Here is a 19048-nt window from a genome sequence, read left to right as displayed (position 1 = left end):
TAGATCAGGGCGATGTCGAAGAGAATCGCCGGTCCGGAAATCGAACGCCTGATCCAGCTCCTGGCCAAGGTGCCGGGGCTAGGGCCGCGTTCGGCGCGGCGCGCCGCGCTTCATCTCATCAAGAAGAAGGAGCAACTGCTCGAGCCTTTGGCCGCCGCCATGGGCGAAGCGGTCGACAAGGTGCGCATCTGCTCGACCTGCGGCAACGTCGACACCTCCGATCCTTGCATGATCTGCACCGACCCGCGCCGCGACGCCGGCACGCTGATCGTCGTCGAGGACGTCTCGGACCTTTGGGCGCTCGAGCGCGCGGCGGCGATGAACGTGCGCTACCACGTGCTCGGCGGCACGCTGTCGCCGCTCGACGGCATCGGTCCCGATCAGCTCAACATCCGTTCGCTGGTCGACCGGATCGCCGGCGGCGAGGTGAAGGAAGTCATCCTTGCCGTCAACGCCACGGTCGAGGGGCAGACGACGGCGCATTATCTGACCGATCAGTTGTCGGGTTTCGAGGTGAAGGTGACTAGGCTGGCGCATGGCGTGCCGGTCGGCGGCGAGCTCGATTACCTCGACGAAGGCACGCTGGCCGCAGCGCTGCGGTCGAGGACGGCGTTTTGACGGGATCGGGGAGAGGGACGGCTGTGACCGGAATGCATCCTTTGAAGCCGGGGGGTGTGAAGGAACGCTACCTCCGCGTATTCGCCGTTGTGTTCTTTCTGGCAGCGTTGGCTTTTTTGTTCACCCTCCCCTCCCACGCCGCCCCCATCGACGACCAGTTCCAGGCCTGGCTTCAAAACGACCTCTGGCCCGAAGCCAAGTCCAAAGGCATCTCGAAAAAGACCTTCGACGAAGCCTTCCTCGGCGTGAAGCCGAACCTGAAACTGCCCGATCTCGTCCTGCCCGGCGAGAAACCGACGACGCCGCAGAAGCAGCACCAGGCCGAGTTCGGCCCGCCTGCCGACTATTTCGCCGAGAAGATCATCCGTGCCGTCACCTTGGGCGGGCGCACACGCGAGGGCGCCAACGCCCGGGTGCTCGGGCTGATCGAGAAGCGTTACGGCGTGCCGGGCGAGATCGTGCTGGCGGTCTGGGGTCGCGAGACCGGCTTCGGCGCGGCCAAGATGCCCTACGACGCCTTCGAGGTGCTGGGCACCAAGGCGTTCATGTCGACCAAGAAGGATTTCTTCCGCACCGAGGTGTTGGCGGCGCTCGAAATCGTCGAGCGCCGGCTGGCGCCGGTCAACGCGATGAAATCGTCCTGGGCCGGCGCGCTCGGCCAGCCGCAATTCATGCCGACCTCCTTCTTGATGCACGCCGTCGACTTCGACGGCGACGGCCGGCCCGACATCTGGAATTCGACGCCCGACGTGCTCGCTTCGATCGCCAACTACCTCGTCCATTACGGCTGGGTGCGGGGGCGCGGCTGGGGGACCGAGGTGACGGTGCCGACCAATGTCTCCTGCTCTCTCGAAGGACCCGACCAGGGCAAGAAGATCGCCGATTGGGTGGCGATGGGCATCCGGCGCGTCGATGGTAAGGCGTTTGCAGCGAGCGAATTGAAGGCCGAGGGTTTCCTGCTGATGCCGGCCGGGCGCAGCGGCCCGGCCTTCATCGTCACGCCGAACTTCTATGTGCTGAAGCAATACAACAACAGCGATCTCTACGGCTTGTTCATCGGCCATGCCGCCGACCGCATCGCCAAAGGCGACGCCAACTTCGTCGGTGCCTGGGGCGCGGTCGGCGATCTCCACCGCTCCGATATCGCCGCTCTGCAGCGGGCACTGGAGGACAAGGGCTACGATGTCGGCAGCGCCGACGGCCTGCCCGGCTTCAAGACCCGCCGCTCGATCGGCATCTGGCAGGCAAAGAAAGGCAAGCCCGCCACCTGCTTTCCCGATGCCGCGCTGGTCGCCCAGCTAAAATAGCTGCCTCCTAGAGACCGATCCTGGTAGATTTTTGCGGATCGGCGGTTCAATTAGCCGGCGCATGGGCCGACTCATCGCGATCCGTTTGGTTCGATACAGTGTCTCGCAAAATGCGCGTTGCCGGTTCGAAAACCGCTGAATAGGGTGTTGACCAACTGGACAAAAAACACGACGGTAAGCGGTCAAAGCCGCAGCCGGCTTGCAAGAATAATACAGCCCTGAGCCGGGAACTCAGGTCAAACAAAACAGGGAACGATCACCATGATGCTGGAAAAGTTTGCTCTCCGCTCTCGCGCCTTGCTGGCGGGCGCCGCGCTGTCCGCGCTGCTCGTCGCGCCCGCCTTCGCGGTCACGCCCGCCGACACGCTGGTCGAGGGCTTTGCCATCGACGACATCATCTCGATGGACCCTGGCGAAGCGTTCGAGCTGTCGACGGCCGAAGTCACCGGCAACACCTATGATCTGCTGGTCCGGCTCGACCTCAGCGACACCTCGAAGGTCAAGGGCGACCTTGCCGAGAGCTGGACCGTTTCCGATGACGGCCTGACCTACACTTTCAAGCTGAAGCCCGGCATGAAATTCGCATCCGGCAATCCGATCACCGCAGCGGACGTCGCCTATTCCGTCGAACGCGCCATCAAGCTCGACAAGAGCCCGGCTTTCATCATCAACCAATTCGGTATCACCGGCGACAACGTTACCGAAAAGGCCAAGGCCGTCGACGACACCACCTTCCAGTTCGTCGTCGACAAGGCCTATGCGCCGAGCTTCGTGCTCAACTGCCTGTCGGCCACCGTTGCTTCGGTCGTCGATGCGAAGCTGGTCAAGGAGCATGTCGCCGCCGTCGCGCCGAGCGCCGACTACAAATGGGACAACGATTTCGGCAATGCCTGGCTGAAGACCGGCTATGCCGGCTCGGGACCGTACAAGCTGCGCGAATGGCGCGCCAACGAGGCCGTCGTGCTGGAGCGCAACGACAATTACAATGGCGAGAAGGCCAAGCTCGCCCGCGTCATCTACCGCAACATGAAGGAAAGCTCGGCACAGCGCCTGGCGCTTGAAGCCGGCGATATCGATGTTGCCCGCAATCTCGAGCCGAACGATCTCGACGCCATTGCCAAGAATGCCGATCTCACCACCACCAGCGCGCCGAAGGGCACGGTCTACTACATCAGCCTCAACCAGAAGAACCCAACGCTCGCCAAACCCGAGGTTCGGCAGGCGTTCAAATATCTGGTCGATTACGACGCGTTGAGCACCACCATCCTCAAGGGCATCGGCGAGATCCATCAGTCTTTCCTGCCCAAGGGCGACCTCGGCGCCATCGATGACAATCCTTTCAAGTTCGACGTCGCCAAGGCCAAGGAGCTTCTGGCCAAGGCCGGGGTGCCCGATGGCTTCAAAGTAACGATGGACGTGCGCACCGGTCAGCCGACCACCGGCATGGCGGAATCGATCCAGCAGACGCTCGGCCAGGCCGGCATCAAGCTGGAGATCATTCCGGGCGATGGTAAGCAGACGCTGACCAAATACCGTGCCCGGAACCACGACATCTATATCGGCAACTGGGGTCAGGACTATTTCGATCCGAACTCCAACGCCCAGACTTTTGCCTCCAACCCGGACAATTCCGACAACGCCAAGATCAAGACGCTGGCCTGGCGCAATGCCTGGGACATTCCGGACCTGACCAAGGAAACCGAGGCGGCATTGCTGGAGAAGGATGCGGCTAAGCGCGCCGATATGTACAAGGACCTGCAGCAGAAGATCATGGACACCAGCCCCTTCGTCATCATCCACCAGCAGCTGGAAGTGGCGGGGCTGCGCAAGAACCTCCAGGGCTTCAAGCTCGGCCCGAGCTTCGATACCAATTTCGTCTGGGCGGTCTCGAAGCAGTAACCCCGGGCGCCACGCGTGAGCGTAGCTGAAAACCAGGCGGCGGCCGGGCGCGGCAGCGCCCGCGCCGTCGCCATCCTATCGTCGCTCGGCCGCTTTCTGGTCATCGCGGTCACGACCTATCTCGGTCTGCTCGCGGTGACCTTCTTTATCGGCCGGGTCATCCCGATCGATCCGGTGCTGGCCGTTCTCGGCGATCGCGCGCCCACCGCCGTAGTCGAGCGCACGCGCCGGGAGATGGGCCTCGATCTGCCCTGGATCGAGCAGTTCTACCTCTATGTCAAAGCTGCGCTGAGGGGCGACTTCGGCACGTCGGTGCTGACCACCAATCCGGTGATGTCCGATATCCGCCGCGTTTTCCCGGCGACCATCGAACTGGCGACGCTGGGCACGATCATCGGCGCAGTAATCGGCGTGCCGCTCGGCGTGTTGGCCGCCGTCAAGCGCGGCAGCCTGATCGATCAGGTCGCCCGCATCGTCGGTCTCATCGGCTATTCCGTGCCGATCTTCTGGCTGGGGCTGCTCGGGCTGGTGCTGTTCTACGCCAAGCTGCAATGGATCGCCTTCCCGGCGCGGCTCGATGTCGTCTACGAATACACCTTCACGCCGATCACCGGCTTCTACCTGCTCGATGCTGCGATCCAGGGGCAGTGGGATGTCTTCTACGATGCCTGGCGCCACATTGTCCTGCCGGCCGCGCTGCTTGGCTATCTGTCGCTCGCCTATATCAGCCGCATGATCCGCTCGTTCATGCTGAACGAGCTGGCGCAGGAATACATCGTCGCGGCGCGCGCCAAGGGCCTGTCGGAGCGTCGCATCATCTGGGGTCACGCGCTGCGCAACGCCGCCGTGCCGATGGTGACGGTGATCGCGCTTTCATACGCCAACCTGCTCGAAGGCTCGGTGCTGACCGAGACCGTCTTTTCCTGGCCGGGCATCGGCCTCTACATCACCAATTCGCTGCAGAATGCCGACATGAACGCCGTGCTCGGCGGCACCATTGCCATCGGCTCGGTCTTCATCGCCATTAATCTTTTCTCCGATCTGCTCTACCGGCTGCTCGATCCAAGGACGAAGACCGGATGAGCGGAGGTGTCGCACTTCTAGGCTTGGCAGCGGCCAACCATCCCCACTCCGGTCGTTCGGGCCACCTCTCCTCGTGCCCGGGGGAGAGGAACGGCTGGCCGCACGCATGGCGCCTTTCCTCTCCACCGTCGAACGGGGAAGAGGTGGTCTGCGAAGCAGACCGGAGTGGGGATCGACAGCTTCACGAGTCACCCTCATGACCGCCTCCGTTGTCCTCTCCCGTCGCGAATGGTTGCTCAGTGACCGGCCGGCCTCGCGCCTGCAGGCAAGGCTCGGCCGCGCCTATGTCGCCTGGCGCCGCTTCTCCGCCAACCGGCTGGCGCTGGTCGGCATGCTGATTATTGTCGCGCTGCTGGTGGTCGCCGCGTTTGCCGACGTGCTGGCGCCTTATTCGCCGACCGTTGGTGATCTCAAGAACGCCCGCCTGCTGCCGCCCGGCGCCGCGCACTGGTTCGGCACCGACGACCTCGGCCGCGACATCTATTCGCGCGTCGTCTACGGCGCGCGCTGGACGCTTTATGTGGTGATCCTCGTCGCCATCATCGCCGCGCCCATCGGCCTGCTGGTCGGCACGATCGCCGGTTATGCCGGCGGCTGGACCGACACGATCCTGATGCGCATCACCGATATCTTCCTCGCCTTTCCGAAGCTGGTGCTGGCGCTGGCTTTCGTCGCGGCGCTCGGACCCGGCATCGAGAACGCCGTGCTGGCGATCGCCATCACCTCCTGGCCGCCTTACGCGCGCATTGCTCGCGCCGAAACGCTGACGGTGCGCAACTCCGACTATATCAAGGCGGTGCAATTGATGGGCGCCTCGCCCTTTCGCATCGTGCTGCGCCACATCATGCCGCTCTGCATCTCCTCGCTGATCATCCGCGTCACGCTCGATATGGCGGGCATCATCCTGACCGCCGCCGGCCTTGGCTTCCTCGGTCTCGGCGCGCAGCCGCCGCTGCCCGAATGGGGCGCGATGATCGCGTCCGGCCGCCGCTTCATCCTCGACCAATGGTGGGTTGCCGCAGCGCCAGGTGCGGCCATCCTCATCGTCAGCCTCGGCTTTAACCTGCTCGGCGACGGCCTGCGCGACGCACTCGACCCCCGGAGCGGCGACCAATGAGTGGCGATCAATGAGCGACACCCTCCTCGAAGTCGACGATCTGCGCGTCACCTTCCCGACCCGTACCGGCCTCGTTCAGGCCGTGCGCGGCGTCTCCTTCTCGCTCAGACGCGAGCGTCTCGGCATTGTCGGCGAGAGCGGCTCCGGCAAATCGCAGACTGGCCGCGCCATCATGGGCGTCACCCCGCCGCAGGCCGAGGTGTCGGCGAAGAAGCTCGCCTTCGACGGTATGGACTTGCTCTCCATGTCGCCGCGTGAACGCCGGGCGCTGCGGGGAAGCCGCATCGCCATGATCCTGCAGGATCCGAAATATTCGCTCGACCCGGTGATGACCATCGGCCGCCAGATTGTCGAGACGCTGCGCACGCACGAAAAAGTCTCCAAGGCCGAGGCGCGCGAGCGCGCTTTAGCCATGCTGCAGGCGGTGCAGATCCGCGATCCGGCCCGCGTCTTCGACCTTTACCCGCACGAGGTCTCGGGCGGCATGGGCCAGCGCGCCATGATTGCCATGATGCTGGTCACCGGGCCGGAGCTGATGATCGCCGACGAACCGACCTCGGCACTCGACGTCACCGTGCAGCTCGACGTGCTCAAGATCCTCGACAAGCTCGTCGCCGAGCGCGGCATGGGGCTGATCTTCATCTCGCACGATCTGCGCCTGGTTTCGTCCTTCTGCGACCGCGTCGTCGTCATGTATGCCGGCAAGGTCGTCGAGCAGATCAAGGCTTCGGAGCTGCGCGACGCTCAGCACCCTTACACGCGCGGCCTGCTCAATTGCATGCCGAGGATCGGCTTCGAGCGCCATCCGCTGCCGGTCCTCGACCGCAAGCCGGAGTGGGCGGCATGACGGCTTCCATCACTGTCGAAGGGCTGGAAGTGGTCTTCGACCGTTTTCGCGCGCTGAAGGGCGTCAGCCTCGAGGTCAGGGAAGGCGAATCCTACGGCCTCGTCGGCGAAAGCGGTTCCGGCAAGTCGACGCTGCTGAGAGCCATCACCGGCCTCGCGCCGGTTTCCGCAGGCACCATTACCGTCAACGGCAAGACGCTCGGCAAAACCCGCGACAAGGCGTTCTATCGCGAGGTGCAGATGGTCTTTCAGGATCCTTACGGCTCGCTGCATCCGCGACAGACGGTCGACCGCCTGCTGCAGGAGCCATTGGCCATCCACGGCATCGCCGACGGCGAGAAGCGCATCGAGCGCGCGCTGGACGAGGTTGGGCTTGGCAAGGGCTTCCGCTTCCGTTACGCGCACCAGCTCTCCGGCGGCCAGCGCCAGCGCGTGGCGATCGCTCGTGCGCTGATCCTGGAACCTTCGATCCTGCTGCTCGACGAGCCGACCTCGGCGCTCGACGCCTCGGTGCAGGCGGAGGTGCTGAACCTACTCGAGGAGGTGCGGCGGCGCCGCAAGCTCACCTTCCTGATGGTCAGCCACGACCTCGCCATCATCACCCATATGTGCGAGCGGCTGATGGTGATGCAGAACGGCGAGGCGGTGGAGACGCTGACCGCGAGCCAGCTGATCGGGCATCGGGTGAGCGAGGATTATACGCGCAACCTGCTGAGGGCGAGCGAGGGATTTGTGAGGGCGTAATATTCCGCCCGAACGGTGCACGCCGACTGAGGAGGACCTCGCTCGCCGCCAGGCCCAATCGACTGGGCCAACGTGCCAACTTGAGGAAAACGTGAAATAAGGTCAGAAGGATTTCGATCAACGGAACGGGCGCGATCCCGAACAGGGATGCCCGATGAGGGACGATATGAAGAATTCAGCCATTTCCGAACGCAAGAACCAGTCGATCTCGCGCGGCGTCGGCATGACGACGCAGATTTACGCCGATCGCGCCGAGAATTCGGAAATCTGGGATGTCGAAGGCCGCCGCTACATCGACTTCTCGTCCGGCATCGCCGTCGTCAACACCGGCCATCGCCATCCGAAGGTGATCGAGGCCGTCAAGCAGCAGCTCGACCGCTTCACCCACACCTGCCATCAGGTCGTACCCTATGAGAGCTACGTGCATCTCGCCGAGCGCCTCAACGGCATGCTGCCCGGCAAGTTCGATAAGAAGACCGTGTTCGTCACCACCGGCGCCGAGGCGGTCGAGAACGCCATCAAGATCGCCCGCAACGCCACCGGCCGTCAGGCGGTCATCGCCTTTTCGGGCGGCTTCCATGGCCGCACCTTCATGGGCATGGCGCTGACCGGCAAGGTCGTGCCTTACAAGGTTGGCTTCGGCGCCATGCCGGGCGATGTCTTCCACGCGCCGTTCCCGGTCGCGCTGCATGGCGTGTCGGTCGCCGATTCGCTTGCCGCGCTCGACAAGCTGTTCAAGGCCGACGTCGATCCGGGCCGCGTTGCCGCCATCATCGTCGAGCCGGTTCAGGGCGAGGGGGGTTTCTACGAAGCGCCGCGCGATTTCATGGCAGCGCTTCGCAAGATCTGCGACCAGCACGGCATCCTGCTCGTCGCCGACGAGGTGCAGACCGGCTTTGCCCGCACCGGGAAGATGTTCGCCATGGATCATCATGACGTAGCGCCCGATCTCACCACCATGGCCAAGAGCCTCGCCGGCGGCTTCCCGCTGTCGGCCGTCACCGGCCGCGCCGAGATCATGGACGCGCCCGGCCCCGGCGGGCTCGGCGGCACCTATGGCGGCAGCCCGATCGGCGTTGCCGCCGCGCACGCCGTGCTCGACGTCATCGAGGAGGAAAAGCTCTGCGACCGCGCCAATGCGCTGGGCGCGCGGCTGAAGCAGCGGCTGGTATCGATCCGCGAGGACGTACCGGAGATCGTCGACATCCGCGGCCCGGGCTTCATGAACGCCGTCGAGTTCAACGACGTGAAGAAGGGGCTGCCCTCGGCCGAGTTCGCCAACACGGTCAGGCTGAAGGCGCTGGACAAGGGCCTCATCCTGCTCACCTGCGGTGTCTACGGCAACGTCATCCGCTTCCTGTCGCCGATCACCATCCAGGACGGCGTCATGACCGAGGCGATGGATATTCTGGAGACCTCGATCCGCGAGGCGCGGGCGGCCTGAAGGGCGCGTCCTAGCCCGTCGCCCTCGCCGGTTCGTCCTGACTGAAGGCCGCAAGCGCGGCCTTCAGCGCATCCGGCCCGCCTGCCACCGTCTGCGGGGTCGGCGAGAAGCCGGCGCCGAGCATCTTGCGGCCAAGCATATGGTCGGCCGGGCGGTTGACGGATTCGATGCCGAGCAGCCGGTCGCCCGCATAGTGGTAGATCGAGAACTTGTTCTCGGCGAGATCGCCCAGTACGACATGGTGATCGCCGCCTTGGGTCAGGCCCACCATCTGCAGCTTCATGTCGCCGATATCCGACCAGAACCACGGCACGGCCGAGAAGGGCTCCGCATGGCCGAGGACGGTGCGTGCGGCAAGCCTGGCCTGGTCGGTGGCGTTCTGCACCGATTCCAGCCGCACGTCGCCGCCGGTGAACCAGTGCCGGTAGGAAGCCGCGTCGCCGACGGCGAGGATTTCGGGAACAGAGCTTTGCATATGCTGGTCGACGCGAATGCCGTTGCCGATGGCCAGGCCGGCGGCTTCAGCCAATTCGACATTGGGCACCACGCCGATGCCGATGATCACCATTTTCGCCGGCAGGCGCTCGCCGCCTGACGTGATCGCGGCTGAGACGCGGTCTCCTTCGCCCTCCAGGCGGGCAATGGTGGTGCCGGTCAGGATGCGCACGCCGATCACTTCCAGGCGCTGGCGCACATGCGCGGCGATGATGGGCGCCACGGCGCGGCCGAGCAGCCGGTCGACCGCCTCGACCACGGTGACGTTGCGGCCGGCGGCCCTCAGCGTTGCCGCGATCTCCAGGCCGATGAAGCCGCCGCCGAGAATGACCACGTCCTCGCTTTGTGCGCTGAGCTCGCGGATCAGGCGCGCATCGGCCAGCGAACGCAGCGAGACCACGCCGGCAAGGCCGGCGCCGTCGAGCTTGAGCAGGCGCGGCCGCGAGCCGGTCGCCAGGATCACCCGGTCGAAGGCGAGCGTTCCACCGCCTGCGACATTCAACCGGCTCGCGCGGGCATCGATGCTGTCGATGCGCACGCCCGGCCGGTAGTCGATGTTGTTGCCAGTGTAGAAGGCTTCGCCGCGCAAGGGCTGCGGCTTGGCCCCGGCGTCCTTGATGAAGGTCTTGGATAGCGGCGGCTTGTGATAGGGCAATTCCTGCTCGTCGCCGACCAGGATGACCGGCCCTTCATAGCCCTCTTCGCGCAGGCTGGCGGCGGCCTGCACGCCGGCATGGCCCGCACCGACAATCACTACCCCGTTCGTCATCGCAATCCTTTTGGTCAGCAAATCTAGGCTCTTGCGCCAGGTGGCGATTGTCTGCCGCCGCCGCAAGAGCCGCGGATCGGGTCGCACCCAGAATGGCTATCTGTCAATCGGTCCAGCGAGGCAGTCCCGGGCCTAAAAGTTGATAGTGGTAGTTTAGAATAATTCTAAAGTGTTGTTTCAATTGATTTTTTCTGTCTGCCAGTTGACTCCAAGCCTCTCCATCGCTTTATGACGAGCTGCGCGCAAAGCGCATTCCTTTGATGTCTGGGCCTTGAACCCTTTCGATTGGAGGCAACTGGGTGTCTTTTTATCGCGAACCGCGCATCGGTGCGGCCACCGTTTTTCCCGGCATGCTCATGCCTCGGCGGGGATGGACGCCTTTTATTGAATTTCCAAGGAACTGGAGACGGATGATGACGGCACGTAATGGCGGCAGGCTGGCTGCGATCTGCGCCACGGCTGCACTGACCGCGGCGGTGTTCGTGTTGCCGGCGAAAGCCGAGACCGACGCCAAGGCGGTGATCAAGACCTATGCCGACATCGCTTTGGCCAAATACGAAGATTCGCTGACCACTGCGCAGGCGCTGGATAAGGCGGTGGATGCGCTGGTCGCCAGCCCCTCGGCCGACACGTTGAACGCCGCGCGCGAAGCCTGGAAGGCGGCGCGCATTCCTTACCAGCAGACCGAAGTGTACCGCTTCGGCAACAAGATCGTCGACGACTGGGAAGGCAAGGTGAATTCCTGGCCGCTGGATGAGGGCCTGATCGACTATGTCGCCAAGAGTTACGGCACCGAGTCGGACGAAAACGCGCTCTATACGGCCAACGTCATCGCCAACAAGGAAATCGAGATCAACGGCAAGAAGGTCGGTGCCTCGAAGCTGACGCCCGAGTTCCTGTCCGGCACGCTGCAGGAGGCCGGCGGCGTTGAAGCCAATGTCGCGACCGGCTATCACGCCATCGAATTCCTGCTCTGGGGCCAGGATCTGCATGGCACCGGCCCTGGCGCGGGCGAGCGGCCCTATACGGATTACGACCTCAAGAACTGCACGGGCGGCAATTGCGACCGCCGCGCCGAATATCTGAAGTCGGCAAGCGACCTTCTGGTGTCAGACCTGCAGGAAATGGTCGACAACTGGAGGGCGGACGGCGCGGCGCGCAAGAACCTCACCGACGGCGATGCGAATGCCGCCATCTCCACCATCTTCACCGGCATGGGCTCGCTCTCCTATGGCGAACTGGCCGGCGAGCGCATGAAGCTCGGCCTGTTGCTGCACGATCCGGAAGAGGAGCACGACTGCTTCTCCGACAACACCTACATCTCGCATCTCTATGACGCGGTCGGCATCCGCGACGCCTACCATGCCAGCTACAAGCGGCTCGACGGTTCCGTGGTTTCGGGTCCATCGGTGTCCGACATGGTGAAGGCGGCCGATCCGGCGATCGACAAGGAGCTGTCGGGCAAGCTCGACACCACCGTCGCCAAGATGGAGGCCATCCAGGCGCGTGCTCTTGCCGGCGAGGCCTATGACCAGCAGATCGCCGAGGGCAATACCGAAGGCAACGCCACCGTGCAGGCGGCGATCGACGCCCTGATCGACCAGACCAAATCGATCGAGCGCGCCGTCGGCTCGCTCAAGCTGAACCAGATCGCTTTCGAGGGTTCCGACAGCCTCGACGCGCCCGACAAGGTATTCAAGTAAGATCGGGCATGATCCCAAAACCGGTTTTTTGGACAAGATCATGCAACTGAGAAACCAGCCAAGCGGCGCCGGAACGGCTCCGTCAGCCAGAGCAAGTAGATGCTGATCTGCCATTGCAACATCATCACCGAAAAGGAGATCGAGCAGACGATCGTCGGCCTGCTAGATCAGGATCCCTGGCAACTGATCGTGCCCGCGAAGGTCTACCACGCGATGGCCAAGCGCGGTCGCTGTTGCGGCTGTTTCCCAAATGTGGTGGAAACGATCATTCGGGTCACCGAGCACTACCACGCCCGCTCAGAGGTGGGGGGCGTGGACATCGTTTCACACCTGGATCGCGTGCGAGGCTTGCGCGGCCAATACGGGAGCAGAACCCATGAAAGGCGAACCGCAGGTCATCGAGCGGCTTAATGAAGCTCTGTTTCTCGAGCTTGGAGCCGTCAACCAGTACTGGGTGCATTATCGTCTGCTCGAGGATTGGGGCTACACCAAGCTGGCAAAGAAGGAGCGGGCGGAATCGATCGAGGAGATGCATCACGCCGACCGGCTGATCGCGCGCATCATCTTCCTCGAAGGCCATCCCAACCTGCATTCCGTCGCGCCGTTGCGCATCGGCCAGAACGTCAAGGAAGTGCTCGAATCCGATCTCGCCGGCGAATATGACGCGCGCACCGCCTACAAGCGCTCGCGCGAGATCTGCCAAGACGAAGGCGATTTCGTTTCGATGAAGCTGTTCGAGGATCTTTTGACCGACGAGGAAGGACATATCGACTTCCTGGAAACGCAGCTCGATCTGCTTGCCTCGATCGGCGAGGAAAAATACGGCCAGCTCAATGCCGACTCGGCCAACGAGGCGGAGTAAGGACATGCGGGAATGCGGCGCCCCGTAGATTTTTCGCGCCGCGCGTGGCGGGCCGGGATTCACGGCTTGCCGTCCCAGACGACCCCGCGATACCGGATTGGTCGCGGGGCATGGCTTTTGCTGGCGATCACGCTTTCCGCATCGGCCGTAGCCGGTGAGCCCGCCGCCCTGCCGACAAGCCGCGCCGATCTGACGCCGAAGGACCAGGCGCGGGTTCTGGCCGTCACCAGGCCAACGACCAATTTCACCAGGCCGGAGCCGTTCGAGCTGATGCAGGGTGGCGCCGGCACGTCGCGCAAGGACGCCAACCGCGATGCCTTCTCGCAATCCTCCGCCAATATCACCTTCGAGGAAGAGGCAACCTTCAAGCTCGGCAACGCGCTGTTTCGCAAGACCTGGGTGTCGTCGCCGTCCTCGACCCAGGCTTCGGATGGTCTTGGCCCGCTCTTCAACGAACGCGCCTGCCAGAACTGCCATCTGAAGGATGGCCGCGGGCGTCCTCCGGAAAGCGATGCCGGATCGACATCGATGTTCCTGCGGCTGGCGCGCGACGCCGGCAGCGCCGAGGAAAAGGCAGCGCTTGCCGACCATAAGCTGCTGAATTTTCCGGACCCGGTCTATGGCGCGCAATTGCAGGACCTTGCGGTTCCCGGACTCAAGGGCGAAGGCCGGATGCGCGTCGATTACCAGGAGCAAAAGGTGACGCTCGGCGACGGCGCCGTCGTTTCACTGCGCAAGCCGAGCTATACGATCGAAAATCTCGGCTACGGTCCGCTCGATCCGCGCACCACGCTGTCGCCACGCCTGACGCCGCCGATGATCGGGCTGGGCCTGATCGAGCAGATCGCGCCGGCCGATATCCTCGCCAATGCCGATCCGGACGATCGCAACAGTGACGGCATTTCGGGCCGGCCCAACATTGTGCGCGATGCGTTGAGTGGCGCGGTGACCTTGGGCCGCTTCGGCTGGAAGGCACAGACCGCGTCGATCCGCCAGCAAGCGGCCGACGCCTTTGCCGGCGATATCGGCATCTCCACGCCGGAAATGCCGAAGCATTGGGGCGATTGCACCAAGGCGCAAACGGATTGCCTCGTCATGCCGGACGGGGTGCAGCAACGCCTCGGCACGGCCGAGGCGCCACCGCCGGTGATGGACCTCGTCACCTTCTATTCGCAGAATCTGGCCGTGCCGGCGCGGCGCGATATTGGCAAGCCTGACGTGCTCGCTGGCAAAAAGCAGTTCTACGAGATGGGCTGCATCTCCTGTCACACGCCGAAATTCGTGACCATGCGCGGCACGCCCGACAAGGTGCAGGCCTTCCAGCTGATCTGGCCCTATTCCGACTTCCTGCTGCACGACATGGGCGAGGGGCTTGCCGATGGGCAGCGGGTGGGTGAAGCAAGCGGCAGCGAGTGGCGCACCCCGCCGCTCTGGGGCATCGGCCTTACCGCGACGGTCAACGGCAATGCTTTCTATCTGCATGACGGCCGCGCCCGCACGCTTGCCGAGGCGATCCTGTGGCATGGCGGCGAGAGCCAGAAGGCGCGCGACCGTTTCGCCGGCGCCGCCGCGGCTGATCGTGAGGCGCTGGTCAAATTCCTGGAGTCCTTATGATGCCGAAACGCGTCGCTCTGATGTCGAAGCGCCTTGCCCTTGCTCTTCCGTTCCTTCTGGCCGCTGTGCTGCCGGTGTCGGCCGCGGCCAAGGCTTCCGATGTCATCGGCCGCGCCATCGACGGTTTCGTCCGCCCGGCCTATGCCAGCCTCGGCGAACATGCGGCGCGCCTCACTAAGGCGATGCACCGGCTTTGCGAGGCGCCGTCTGGGCAAAATCTCGAAGGGGCGCGCGCGGCATTTTCAGGCACCGTCGAGGCCTGGTCGCTGGCCGAGATCATCGCCTTCGGACCGATCAAGGAAAACAACCGGCTGGAACGCATGCTCTATTGGCCGGACCGCAAGAGCATCGGCCTGAGGCAAGTGCAGGCCACGCTCGCATCCAAGGACCCATCCGCCACCGATCCGGCGCAACTGGCGCAAAAGAGCGTCGCCATGCAGGGCCTCGGCGCGCTCGAATATGTGCTTTACGGCGACGGCGCCGAAACGCTTGCCGCGAAAGACGATCCCTACCGCTGCGCCTATGGCGCGGCGGTCGCCGGCAACGTCGAAACGATAGCGGGCGAGGTGCGCGAAGCCTGGCAAAAGCCCGACGGCTTTGCCTCGCTCTGGGCCAATCCGGGGCCGAAGAACCCGCTCTACCGCGACGGCAACGAAGCGGTCACGGAACTGGTCGGCGTCTTCATCAACGAGCTGGAAATGATCCGCGACGTGCGGCTCAAGGGTTTTCTCGGCGCCAAGCCCGATGCCGACAAGCCGAAGCAGGCGATCTACTGGCGCTCGCAGAACACGACGACTTCGCTGGCCGGAAATCTCTCCGGCATCGACCAACTGTTTCAGGCCTCCAGGCTCGGCGACGCTCTGCCCGCCGATGCGCAATGGATGGCCGAGTCCATCCACATCCAGCTCAGCAACGGCGTGATGATAACGAAATCCGTCGCGGGCCCGATCGACAAGGCGCTCGCCGACCCTGCGCTGCGCGGCAAGCTCGAGCATTTCGCGCTGATCACCTCCAGCCTGTCGACCTTGATCGGCACCAGGATGACCGCCGAGTTCGGCCTGACCGCGGGCTTTTCGTCGCTGGATGGAGATTGATACATTGACAACCGCCCTCATAGACCGCCGCGATTTCCTGCGAGCCGCGGGCGTGAGCTTCGCAGCCGCGATGGCGCCGCGCGCCTGGGCCGAGACGCTTGCCGCGGACGCAGTGTTTGCCACGGCTTACGTCAAGCGCGACGGCAGCTTCGGTGCCGCCGTGCTCTCCGAGGCGGGGAAAATCCTGCACACGGTCGATCTGCCCGACCGTGGCCACGACGTCACTTTCGATCCGGTGTCGAAGCGTTCGGTGGTCTTTGCCCGCCAGCCCGGCACCTTTGCCGTGGTCTTCGACCATGCCGGCCGCGACAAGCCGCTGACCATCGCCAGCATCGCCGGCCGGCATTTCTTCGGCCATGGCGTGTTCTCGCCCGACGGCGCCTTGCTCTATGCGACGGAGAACGATTTCGACAACGCGGCAGGTGTCGTGGGCGTCTATGACGCGCGGGAGAAATTCAATCGCGTCGGCGAGTTCCCGACCTACGGCATGGGCCCGCATGAGCTGCTCCTGCTCGGCGACGGCCGCACTTTAGCCATCGCCAATGGCGGCATCGAGACCCATCCCGACTATGGCCGCGCCGAACTCAACATCGCGACGATGAAGCCGTCTTATACGCTGATTGACCGCATCACCGGCGACCTCATCGAAAAGCACGAATTGCCGCCGGCGCTGCATCAGCTTTCGATCCGCCACATGGATTGCGACCAGGCGGGCACCGTCTGGTTCGGCTGCCAATATCGCGGGCCGGCGACCGACCCGCCGGCGCTGGTCGGCCGCGCCGCGCGCGGCAAGGAGCTCGAGCTCCTGGAGATGCCGCAGGGCGTGCTCTCAGGCTTCCGCAATTACATCGGCTCGGTCGCCGCCAACGCCGCCACCGGCACTGTCGCCGTCACCTCGCCGGAGGGCAATTCGCTTGCCGTCCTCGACGCCGCCAGCGGACGCGTGGTCGCGACCAAAGCGCTGGTCGAGGTTTGCGGCCTCGCGCCCGACCGCGCCGGCTTCATGGCGACGACCGGCGCCGGCGAAATCGTCGGCGGCGCCGGAGCTACCCGTACCGAACCGGACTATGTCTGGGACAACCACATGCTGCGCATCGCGGCGTCGGCGTGATCGCCGCGCGTGGAAGCAAAGCCGCTTAACATTTCTCGACCCTGGCCCTTGCGGCGGCCGCCTATGCCGGGCAGAGGGAATTGTGTTTCGATCCAGTTCTTTAACCGGCCGTATGAAGCTGCCTAAATGAAACTGCTTGCCATCGATTGCGCTGCCAGTCTCTGCGCCGCTTGCGTCTATGACGCAGGCGCAGGGGAGGAGCTTGGCCGCGAGGTACGCGACCTCGGCAAGGGGCATGCCGAGCATCTGATGGCCGTCATCGAAACTGCCTTGCAAGCCGGCGGCATCGGCTATCCTGACCTCGACGCCCTTACCGTCTCGGTCGGGCCCGGTTCCTTCACCGGCCTGCGTGTCGGCGTCTCGGCCGCGCGCGGCCTGGCGTTGGCGCTGAAAATCCCGGCGATCGGCGTGACGACGCTGGATGCCCTGGCGGTGGAGGGGGCGAGCGCGTTTCCCGGACGCGCGGTGCTTGCCGCGCTCGACGCCGGCCGTGAGGAAATCCATGCCGCGCTCTATGACGAAGTGTTAGCTGAAGCTTACGGACCTTCCGTGGTCACGCTTTCCGGGGCGACAACCATGGCCGTCAACGCCGAAGCGGTGCTGGTCGGCACCGCCGCGCCGCAGATTGCCGAGATGGCGGACCGTGCCTTCGACACCGGCCCGGTCGCCGCCACCGCCGACATCGCGACCTATGCCAGGCTGGCCTCGATCAGGGGGCCGGGCGAAAAGCCCAAGCCGCTCTATCTGCGCGGCGCCGACGCCAAGCCGCAGGCAGGCTTTATTCTTCCAAGGCAGGCCCCCAAGGGTTCAAAGGCAGACCATGATCCCAAAAAGGGGGACCCGGTTTTTGGAAAAGATCATGGCCCAAAGAGAAAAGACTCCTGATGCGCATACCGTTCTTTCAGCCGCGCCGCAGGGATTATGCCTTGGAACCGCTGACGGTTGCCGACAGCGCCGCCGTCTCGAAGCTGCATCGCGAGGATTTCGTGCGGCCCTGGACCGATGGCGAGTTCGCAGCACTGCTCGAACAGGACACCGTGTTCGGCTATGCGGCGCGCGAAACCGGCCAAGGCGCCAAGCCGCCGGTCGGCTTCGTGCTGGCGCGGCTCGCGGCCGGCGAGGGTGAGATCCTGACCGTGGCCGTCGCCCGTAGCCATCGCCGCCAGGGCCTTGGCTGGCAATTGATGGACGCGGTATTGCGCGAATTGCATGCACAACGCGCCGAAGCGCTCTTCCTCGAGGTCGACGAGACCAATGCGCCGGCGATCGGCCTCTACCGCAGGCTTGGCTTTGTCCAGGTCGGCCATCGCCCGAACTATTACCGTTCGACCGAGCACGGCCCGACCGGCGCGCTTGTCATGCGCCGCGATCTTCGCTAGCCACAGTCGCGCATGACCCCGAAAATCGGCTCCGATTTTCGGAAAGGATCATGCGCCAAGCGAGAGTGTTACAGCGTCCTTTTGCGCGCCCTAAGGCGCGCGGCGCTGTAATGTTGGGGCCGGAGCGAATGATCAAGAAATTACGGATTTTCCTGGCGCTCGGCTATGTCGTCGTCTGTTCACTGGTGCTGGTGCCACTGCAGATCCTGTCGATGAAGACGGGGCTCTGGCCCGATACCTTCATCCTGAAAATCTGGCACCGCATGATCCTGAGGGCGCTCGGCATGCGGGTGCATGTGAAAGGTGCGCTTGCCAGGGAACGTCCTGTGCTGGTGGCGGCCAACCACATTTCCTGGACCGACATCATGGTGCTCGGCTCCTTTGTCGACGTGAAGTTCATCGCCAGGGCCGACATGGAAGGCTGGCCGCTGATCGGCATGCTGTCCAAGCTGCAGCGCACCGTTTACATCGAGCGCGAGCGCAAGCGCACCTCCGGCGACCAGGCAAGCGAGATCGCCAAAAGGATGGCAAAAGGCGACGCCATGGTGCTGTTCGCCGAAGGCTCGACCGGGGACGGCAACCTCGTGCTGCCGTTCAAGAGCACGCTCTTCGGCGCGGCCTCGATGGCGATTTCGGAAGGCGCCGCGGACCAGGTCTTCATCCAACCCGTGGCGATCGCATATACGCGCCTGCACGGCATGCCGATGGGCCGCCGTCATCGGCCGATGTCCGCCTGGATCGGCGACCAGGATCTGATGCCGCATCTGAAGACCCTGCTCGCCGAAGGCGCGATCGATGCCGAGGTGTATTTCGGCGAGCCGGTGCCGTTCTCGAAGGGCTCGAACCGCAAGGAAACGGCAAGGCTGATGGAAGCCAAGGTGCGCCAGATGATGCAGGCTATCCTCGCCGAGCCGGCCAAGAGCCGGTGAGTCCGGGGCCGCATGACGCGTCGCAAGGCAGAAT

Annotated in this window: 18 protein-coding genes; 17 read left to right on the top strand and 1 reads right to left on the bottom strand. The window is 64.2% G+C overall.

Annotation, left to right across the window (positions count from 1 at the left end):
- Positions 1-12: 12 nt before the first annotated feature.
- The 8 genes from recR (at position 13) to LB553_RS14275 (ending at position 9058) form a co-directional block, all read left to right on the top strand.
- A complete protein-coding gene (gene recR / locus LB553_RS14310; RefSeq protein WP_224514127.1) occupies positions 13-618 on the top strand; it encodes a recombination mediator RecR in 606 nt (201 codons plus the stop codon).
- A 32-nt stretch (positions 619-650) separates the two neighbouring features.
- Positions 651-1925 carry a lytic murein transglycosylase gene (locus LB553_RS14305; RefSeq protein WP_224514308.1) on the top strand — a complete coding sequence of 425 codons (1275 nt, stop codon included), beginning with the start codon at positions 651-653 and terminating at the stop codon, positions 1923-1925.
- 261 nt (positions 1926-2186) lie between these two features.
- Entirely contained in the window at positions 2187-3824 is a 1638-nt protein-coding gene (locus LB553_RS14300; RefSeq protein ID WP_412033337.1) for an ABC transporter substrate-binding protein, read from the top strand.
- A gap of 15 nt (positions 3825-3839) precedes the next feature.
- Complete coding sequence (locus tag LB553_RS14295) at positions 3840-4907, top strand: ABC transporter permease (protein ID WP_224514126.1); 1068 nt, start codon at positions 3840-3842, stop codon at positions 4905-4907.
- A gap of 196 nt (positions 4908-5103) precedes the next feature.
- On the top strand, positions 5104-6024 hold the full coding sequence (nikC, locus tag LB553_RS14290) for a nickel transporter permease (protein WP_224514125.1): 921 nt from the start codon (positions 5104-5106) through the stop codon (positions 6022-6024).
- Between the two features lie 10 nt (positions 6025-6034).
- Positions 6035-6871 carry an ABC transporter ATP-binding protein gene (locus tag LB553_RS14285; protein WP_224514124.1) on the top strand — a complete coding sequence of 279 codons (837 nt, stop codon included), beginning with the start codon at positions 6035-6037 and terminating at the stop codon, positions 6869-6871.
- Positions 6868-7614, top strand: a complete 747-nt coding sequence (locus tag LB553_RS14280) for an ABC transporter ATP-binding protein (RefSeq protein WP_224514123.1) — start codon at positions 6868-6870, stop codon at positions 7612-7614. Before LB553_RS14285 ends, LB553_RS14280 begins: the two co-directional genes overlap by 4 nt.
- A 166-nt stretch (positions 7615-7780) precedes the next feature.
- Positions 7781-9058 carry a 4-aminobutyrate--2-oxoglutarate transaminase gene (locus tag LB553_RS14275; RefSeq protein WP_224514122.1) on the top strand — a complete coding sequence of 426 codons (1278 nt, stop codon included), beginning with the start codon at positions 7781-7783 and terminating at the stop codon, positions 9056-9058.
- 10 nt (positions 9059-9068) lie between these two features.
- On the opposite strand, the gene LB553_RS14270 is transcribed toward LB553_RS14275, so the two are convergent.
- Positions 9069-10322, bottom strand: coding sequence for an NAD(P)/FAD-dependent oxidoreductase (locus tag LB553_RS14270; protein WP_224514121.1), 1254 nt, complete (start codon positions 10320-10322; stop codon positions 9069-9071).
- A 413-nt stretch (positions 10323-10735) separates the two neighbouring features.
- Here LB553_RS14270 and LB553_RS14265 point away from each other — a divergent pair, with 413 nt between their 5' ends.
- From LB553_RS14265 to LB553_RS14225, 9 genes are all read left to right on the top strand, one after another.
- Positions 10736-12025 (top strand): imelysin family protein, encoded by a 1290-nt coding sequence (locus LB553_RS14265; RefSeq protein ID WP_224514120.1) that lies wholly within the window; start codon positions 10736-10738, stop codon positions 12023-12025.
- Positions 12026-12124: 99 nt separating this feature from the next.
- Positions 12125-12436 carry a (2Fe-2S)-binding protein gene (locus LB553_RS14260; protein WP_224514119.1) on the top strand — a complete coding sequence of 104 codons (312 nt, stop codon included), beginning with the start codon at positions 12125-12127 and terminating at the stop codon, positions 12434-12436.
- Positions 12402-12887, top strand: coding sequence for a bacterioferritin (gene bfr, locus LB553_RS14255; RefSeq protein WP_224514117.1), 486 nt, complete (start codon positions 12402-12404; stop codon positions 12885-12887). Before LB553_RS14260 ends, bfr begins: the two co-directional genes overlap by 35 nt.
- A 12-nt stretch (positions 12888-12899) precedes the next feature.
- Positions 12900-14501 (top strand): di-heme oxidoredictase family protein, encoded by a 1602-nt coding sequence (locus LB553_RS14250; RefSeq protein WP_224514114.1) that lies wholly within the window; start codon positions 12900-12902, stop codon positions 14499-14501.
- 20 nt (positions 14502-14521) lie between these two features.
- Positions 14522-15595 (top strand): imelysin family protein, encoded by a 1074-nt coding sequence (locus LB553_RS14245; RefSeq protein ID WP_224514305.1) that lies wholly within the window; start codon positions 14522-14524, stop codon positions 15593-15595.
- 4 nt (positions 15596-15599) lie between these two features.
- The gene (locus LB553_RS14240) at positions 15600-16706 is read left to right on the top strand and encodes a DUF1513 domain-containing protein (protein WP_224514112.1); all 1107 of its coding nucleotides are present in this window, start codon (positions 15600-15602) and stop codon (positions 16704-16706) included.
- 126 nt (positions 16707-16832) lie between these two features.
- The gene (gene tsaB, locus LB553_RS14235) at positions 16833-17591 is read left to right on the top strand and encodes a tRNA (adenosine(37)-N6)-threonylcarbamoyltransferase complex dimerization subunit type 1 TsaB (RefSeq protein ID WP_224514111.1); all 759 of its coding nucleotides are present in this window, start codon (positions 16833-16835) and stop codon (positions 17589-17591) included.
- Positions 17591-18085, top strand: coding sequence for a GNAT family N-acetyltransferase (locus tag LB553_RS14230; RefSeq protein ID WP_224514109.1), 495 nt, complete (start codon positions 17591-17593; stop codon positions 18083-18085). Before tsaB ends, LB553_RS14230 begins: the two co-directional genes overlap by 1 nt.
- Before the next feature lie 128 nt (positions 18086-18213).
- Positions 18214-19014, top strand: a complete 801-nt coding sequence (locus LB553_RS14225) for a lysophospholipid acyltransferase family protein (RefSeq protein ID WP_224514107.1) — start codon at positions 18214-18216, stop codon at positions 19012-19014.
- The last annotated feature ends 34 nt before the right edge of the window (positions 19015-19048 follow it).

This window comes from Mesorhizobium sp. CA8, from assembly GCF_020164955.1.
Classification (GTDB): domain Bacteria; phylum Pseudomonadota; class Alphaproteobacteria; order Rhizobiales; family Rhizobiaceae; genus Mesorhizobium.
This window is presented reverse-complemented; position numbering and strand designations above follow the sequence as displayed.

Coding starts and splice junctions, on each gene's coding strand:
- LB553_RS14275 (WP_224514122.1), top strand. CDS start 7,781: ATGAAGAATTCAGCCATTTCCGAACGCAAGAACCAGTCGATCTCGCGC.
- LB553_RS14245 (WP_224514305.1), top strand. CDS start 14,522: ATGTCGAAGCGCCTTGCCCTTGCTCTTCCGTTCCTTCTGGCCGCTGTG.
- LB553_RS14230 (WP_224514109.1), top strand. CDS start 17,591: ATGCGCATACCGTTCTTTCAGCCGCGCCGCAGGGATTATGCCTTGGAA.
- tsaB (WP_224514111.1), top strand. CDS start 16,833: ATGAAACTGCTTGCCATCGATTGCGCTGCCAGTCTCTGCGCCGCTTGC.
- LB553_RS14305 (WP_224514308.1), top strand. CDS start 651: ATGCATCCTTTGAAGCCGGGGGGTGTGAAGGAACGCTACCTCCGCGTA.
- LB553_RS14250 (WP_224514114.1), top strand. CDS start 12,900: ATGCGGCGCCCCGTAGATTTTTCGCGCCGCGCGTGGCGGGCCGGGATT.
- LB553_RS14300 (WP_412033337.1), top strand. CDS start 2,187: ATGATGCTGGAAAAGTTTGCTCTCCGCTCTCGCGCCTTGCTGGCGGGC.
- LB553_RS14260 (WP_224514119.1), top strand. CDS start 12,125: ATGCTGATCTGCCATTGCAACATCATCACCGAAAAGGAGATCGAGCAG.
- nikC (WP_224514125.1), top strand. CDS start 5,104: ATGACCGCCTCCGTTGTCCTCTCCCGTCGCGAATGGTTGCTCAGTGAC.
- LB553_RS14285 (WP_224514124.1), top strand. CDS start 6,035: ATGAGCGACACCCTCCTCGAAGTCGACGATCTGCGCGTCACCTTCCCG.
- recR (WP_224514127.1), top strand. CDS start 13: ATGTCGAAGAGAATCGCCGGTCCGGAAATCGAACGCCTGATCCAGCTC.
- LB553_RS14280 (WP_224514123.1), top strand. CDS start 6,868: ATGACGGCTTCCATCACTGTCGAAGGGCTGGAAGTGGTCTTCGACCGT.
- bfr (WP_224514117.1), top strand. CDS start 12,402: ATGAAAGGCGAACCGCAGGTCATCGAGCGGCTTAATGAAGCTCTGTTT.
- LB553_RS14225 (WP_224514107.1), top strand. CDS start 18,214: ATGATCAAGAAATTACGGATTTTCCTGGCGCTCGGCTATGTCGTCGTC.
- LB553_RS14265 (WP_224514120.1), top strand. CDS start 10,736: ATGACGGCACGTAATGGCGGCAGGCTGGCTGCGATCTGCGCCACGGCT.
- LB553_RS14270 (WP_224514121.1), bottom strand. CDS start 10,322: ATGACGAACGGGGTAGTGATTGTCGGTGCGGGCCATGCCGGCGTGCAG.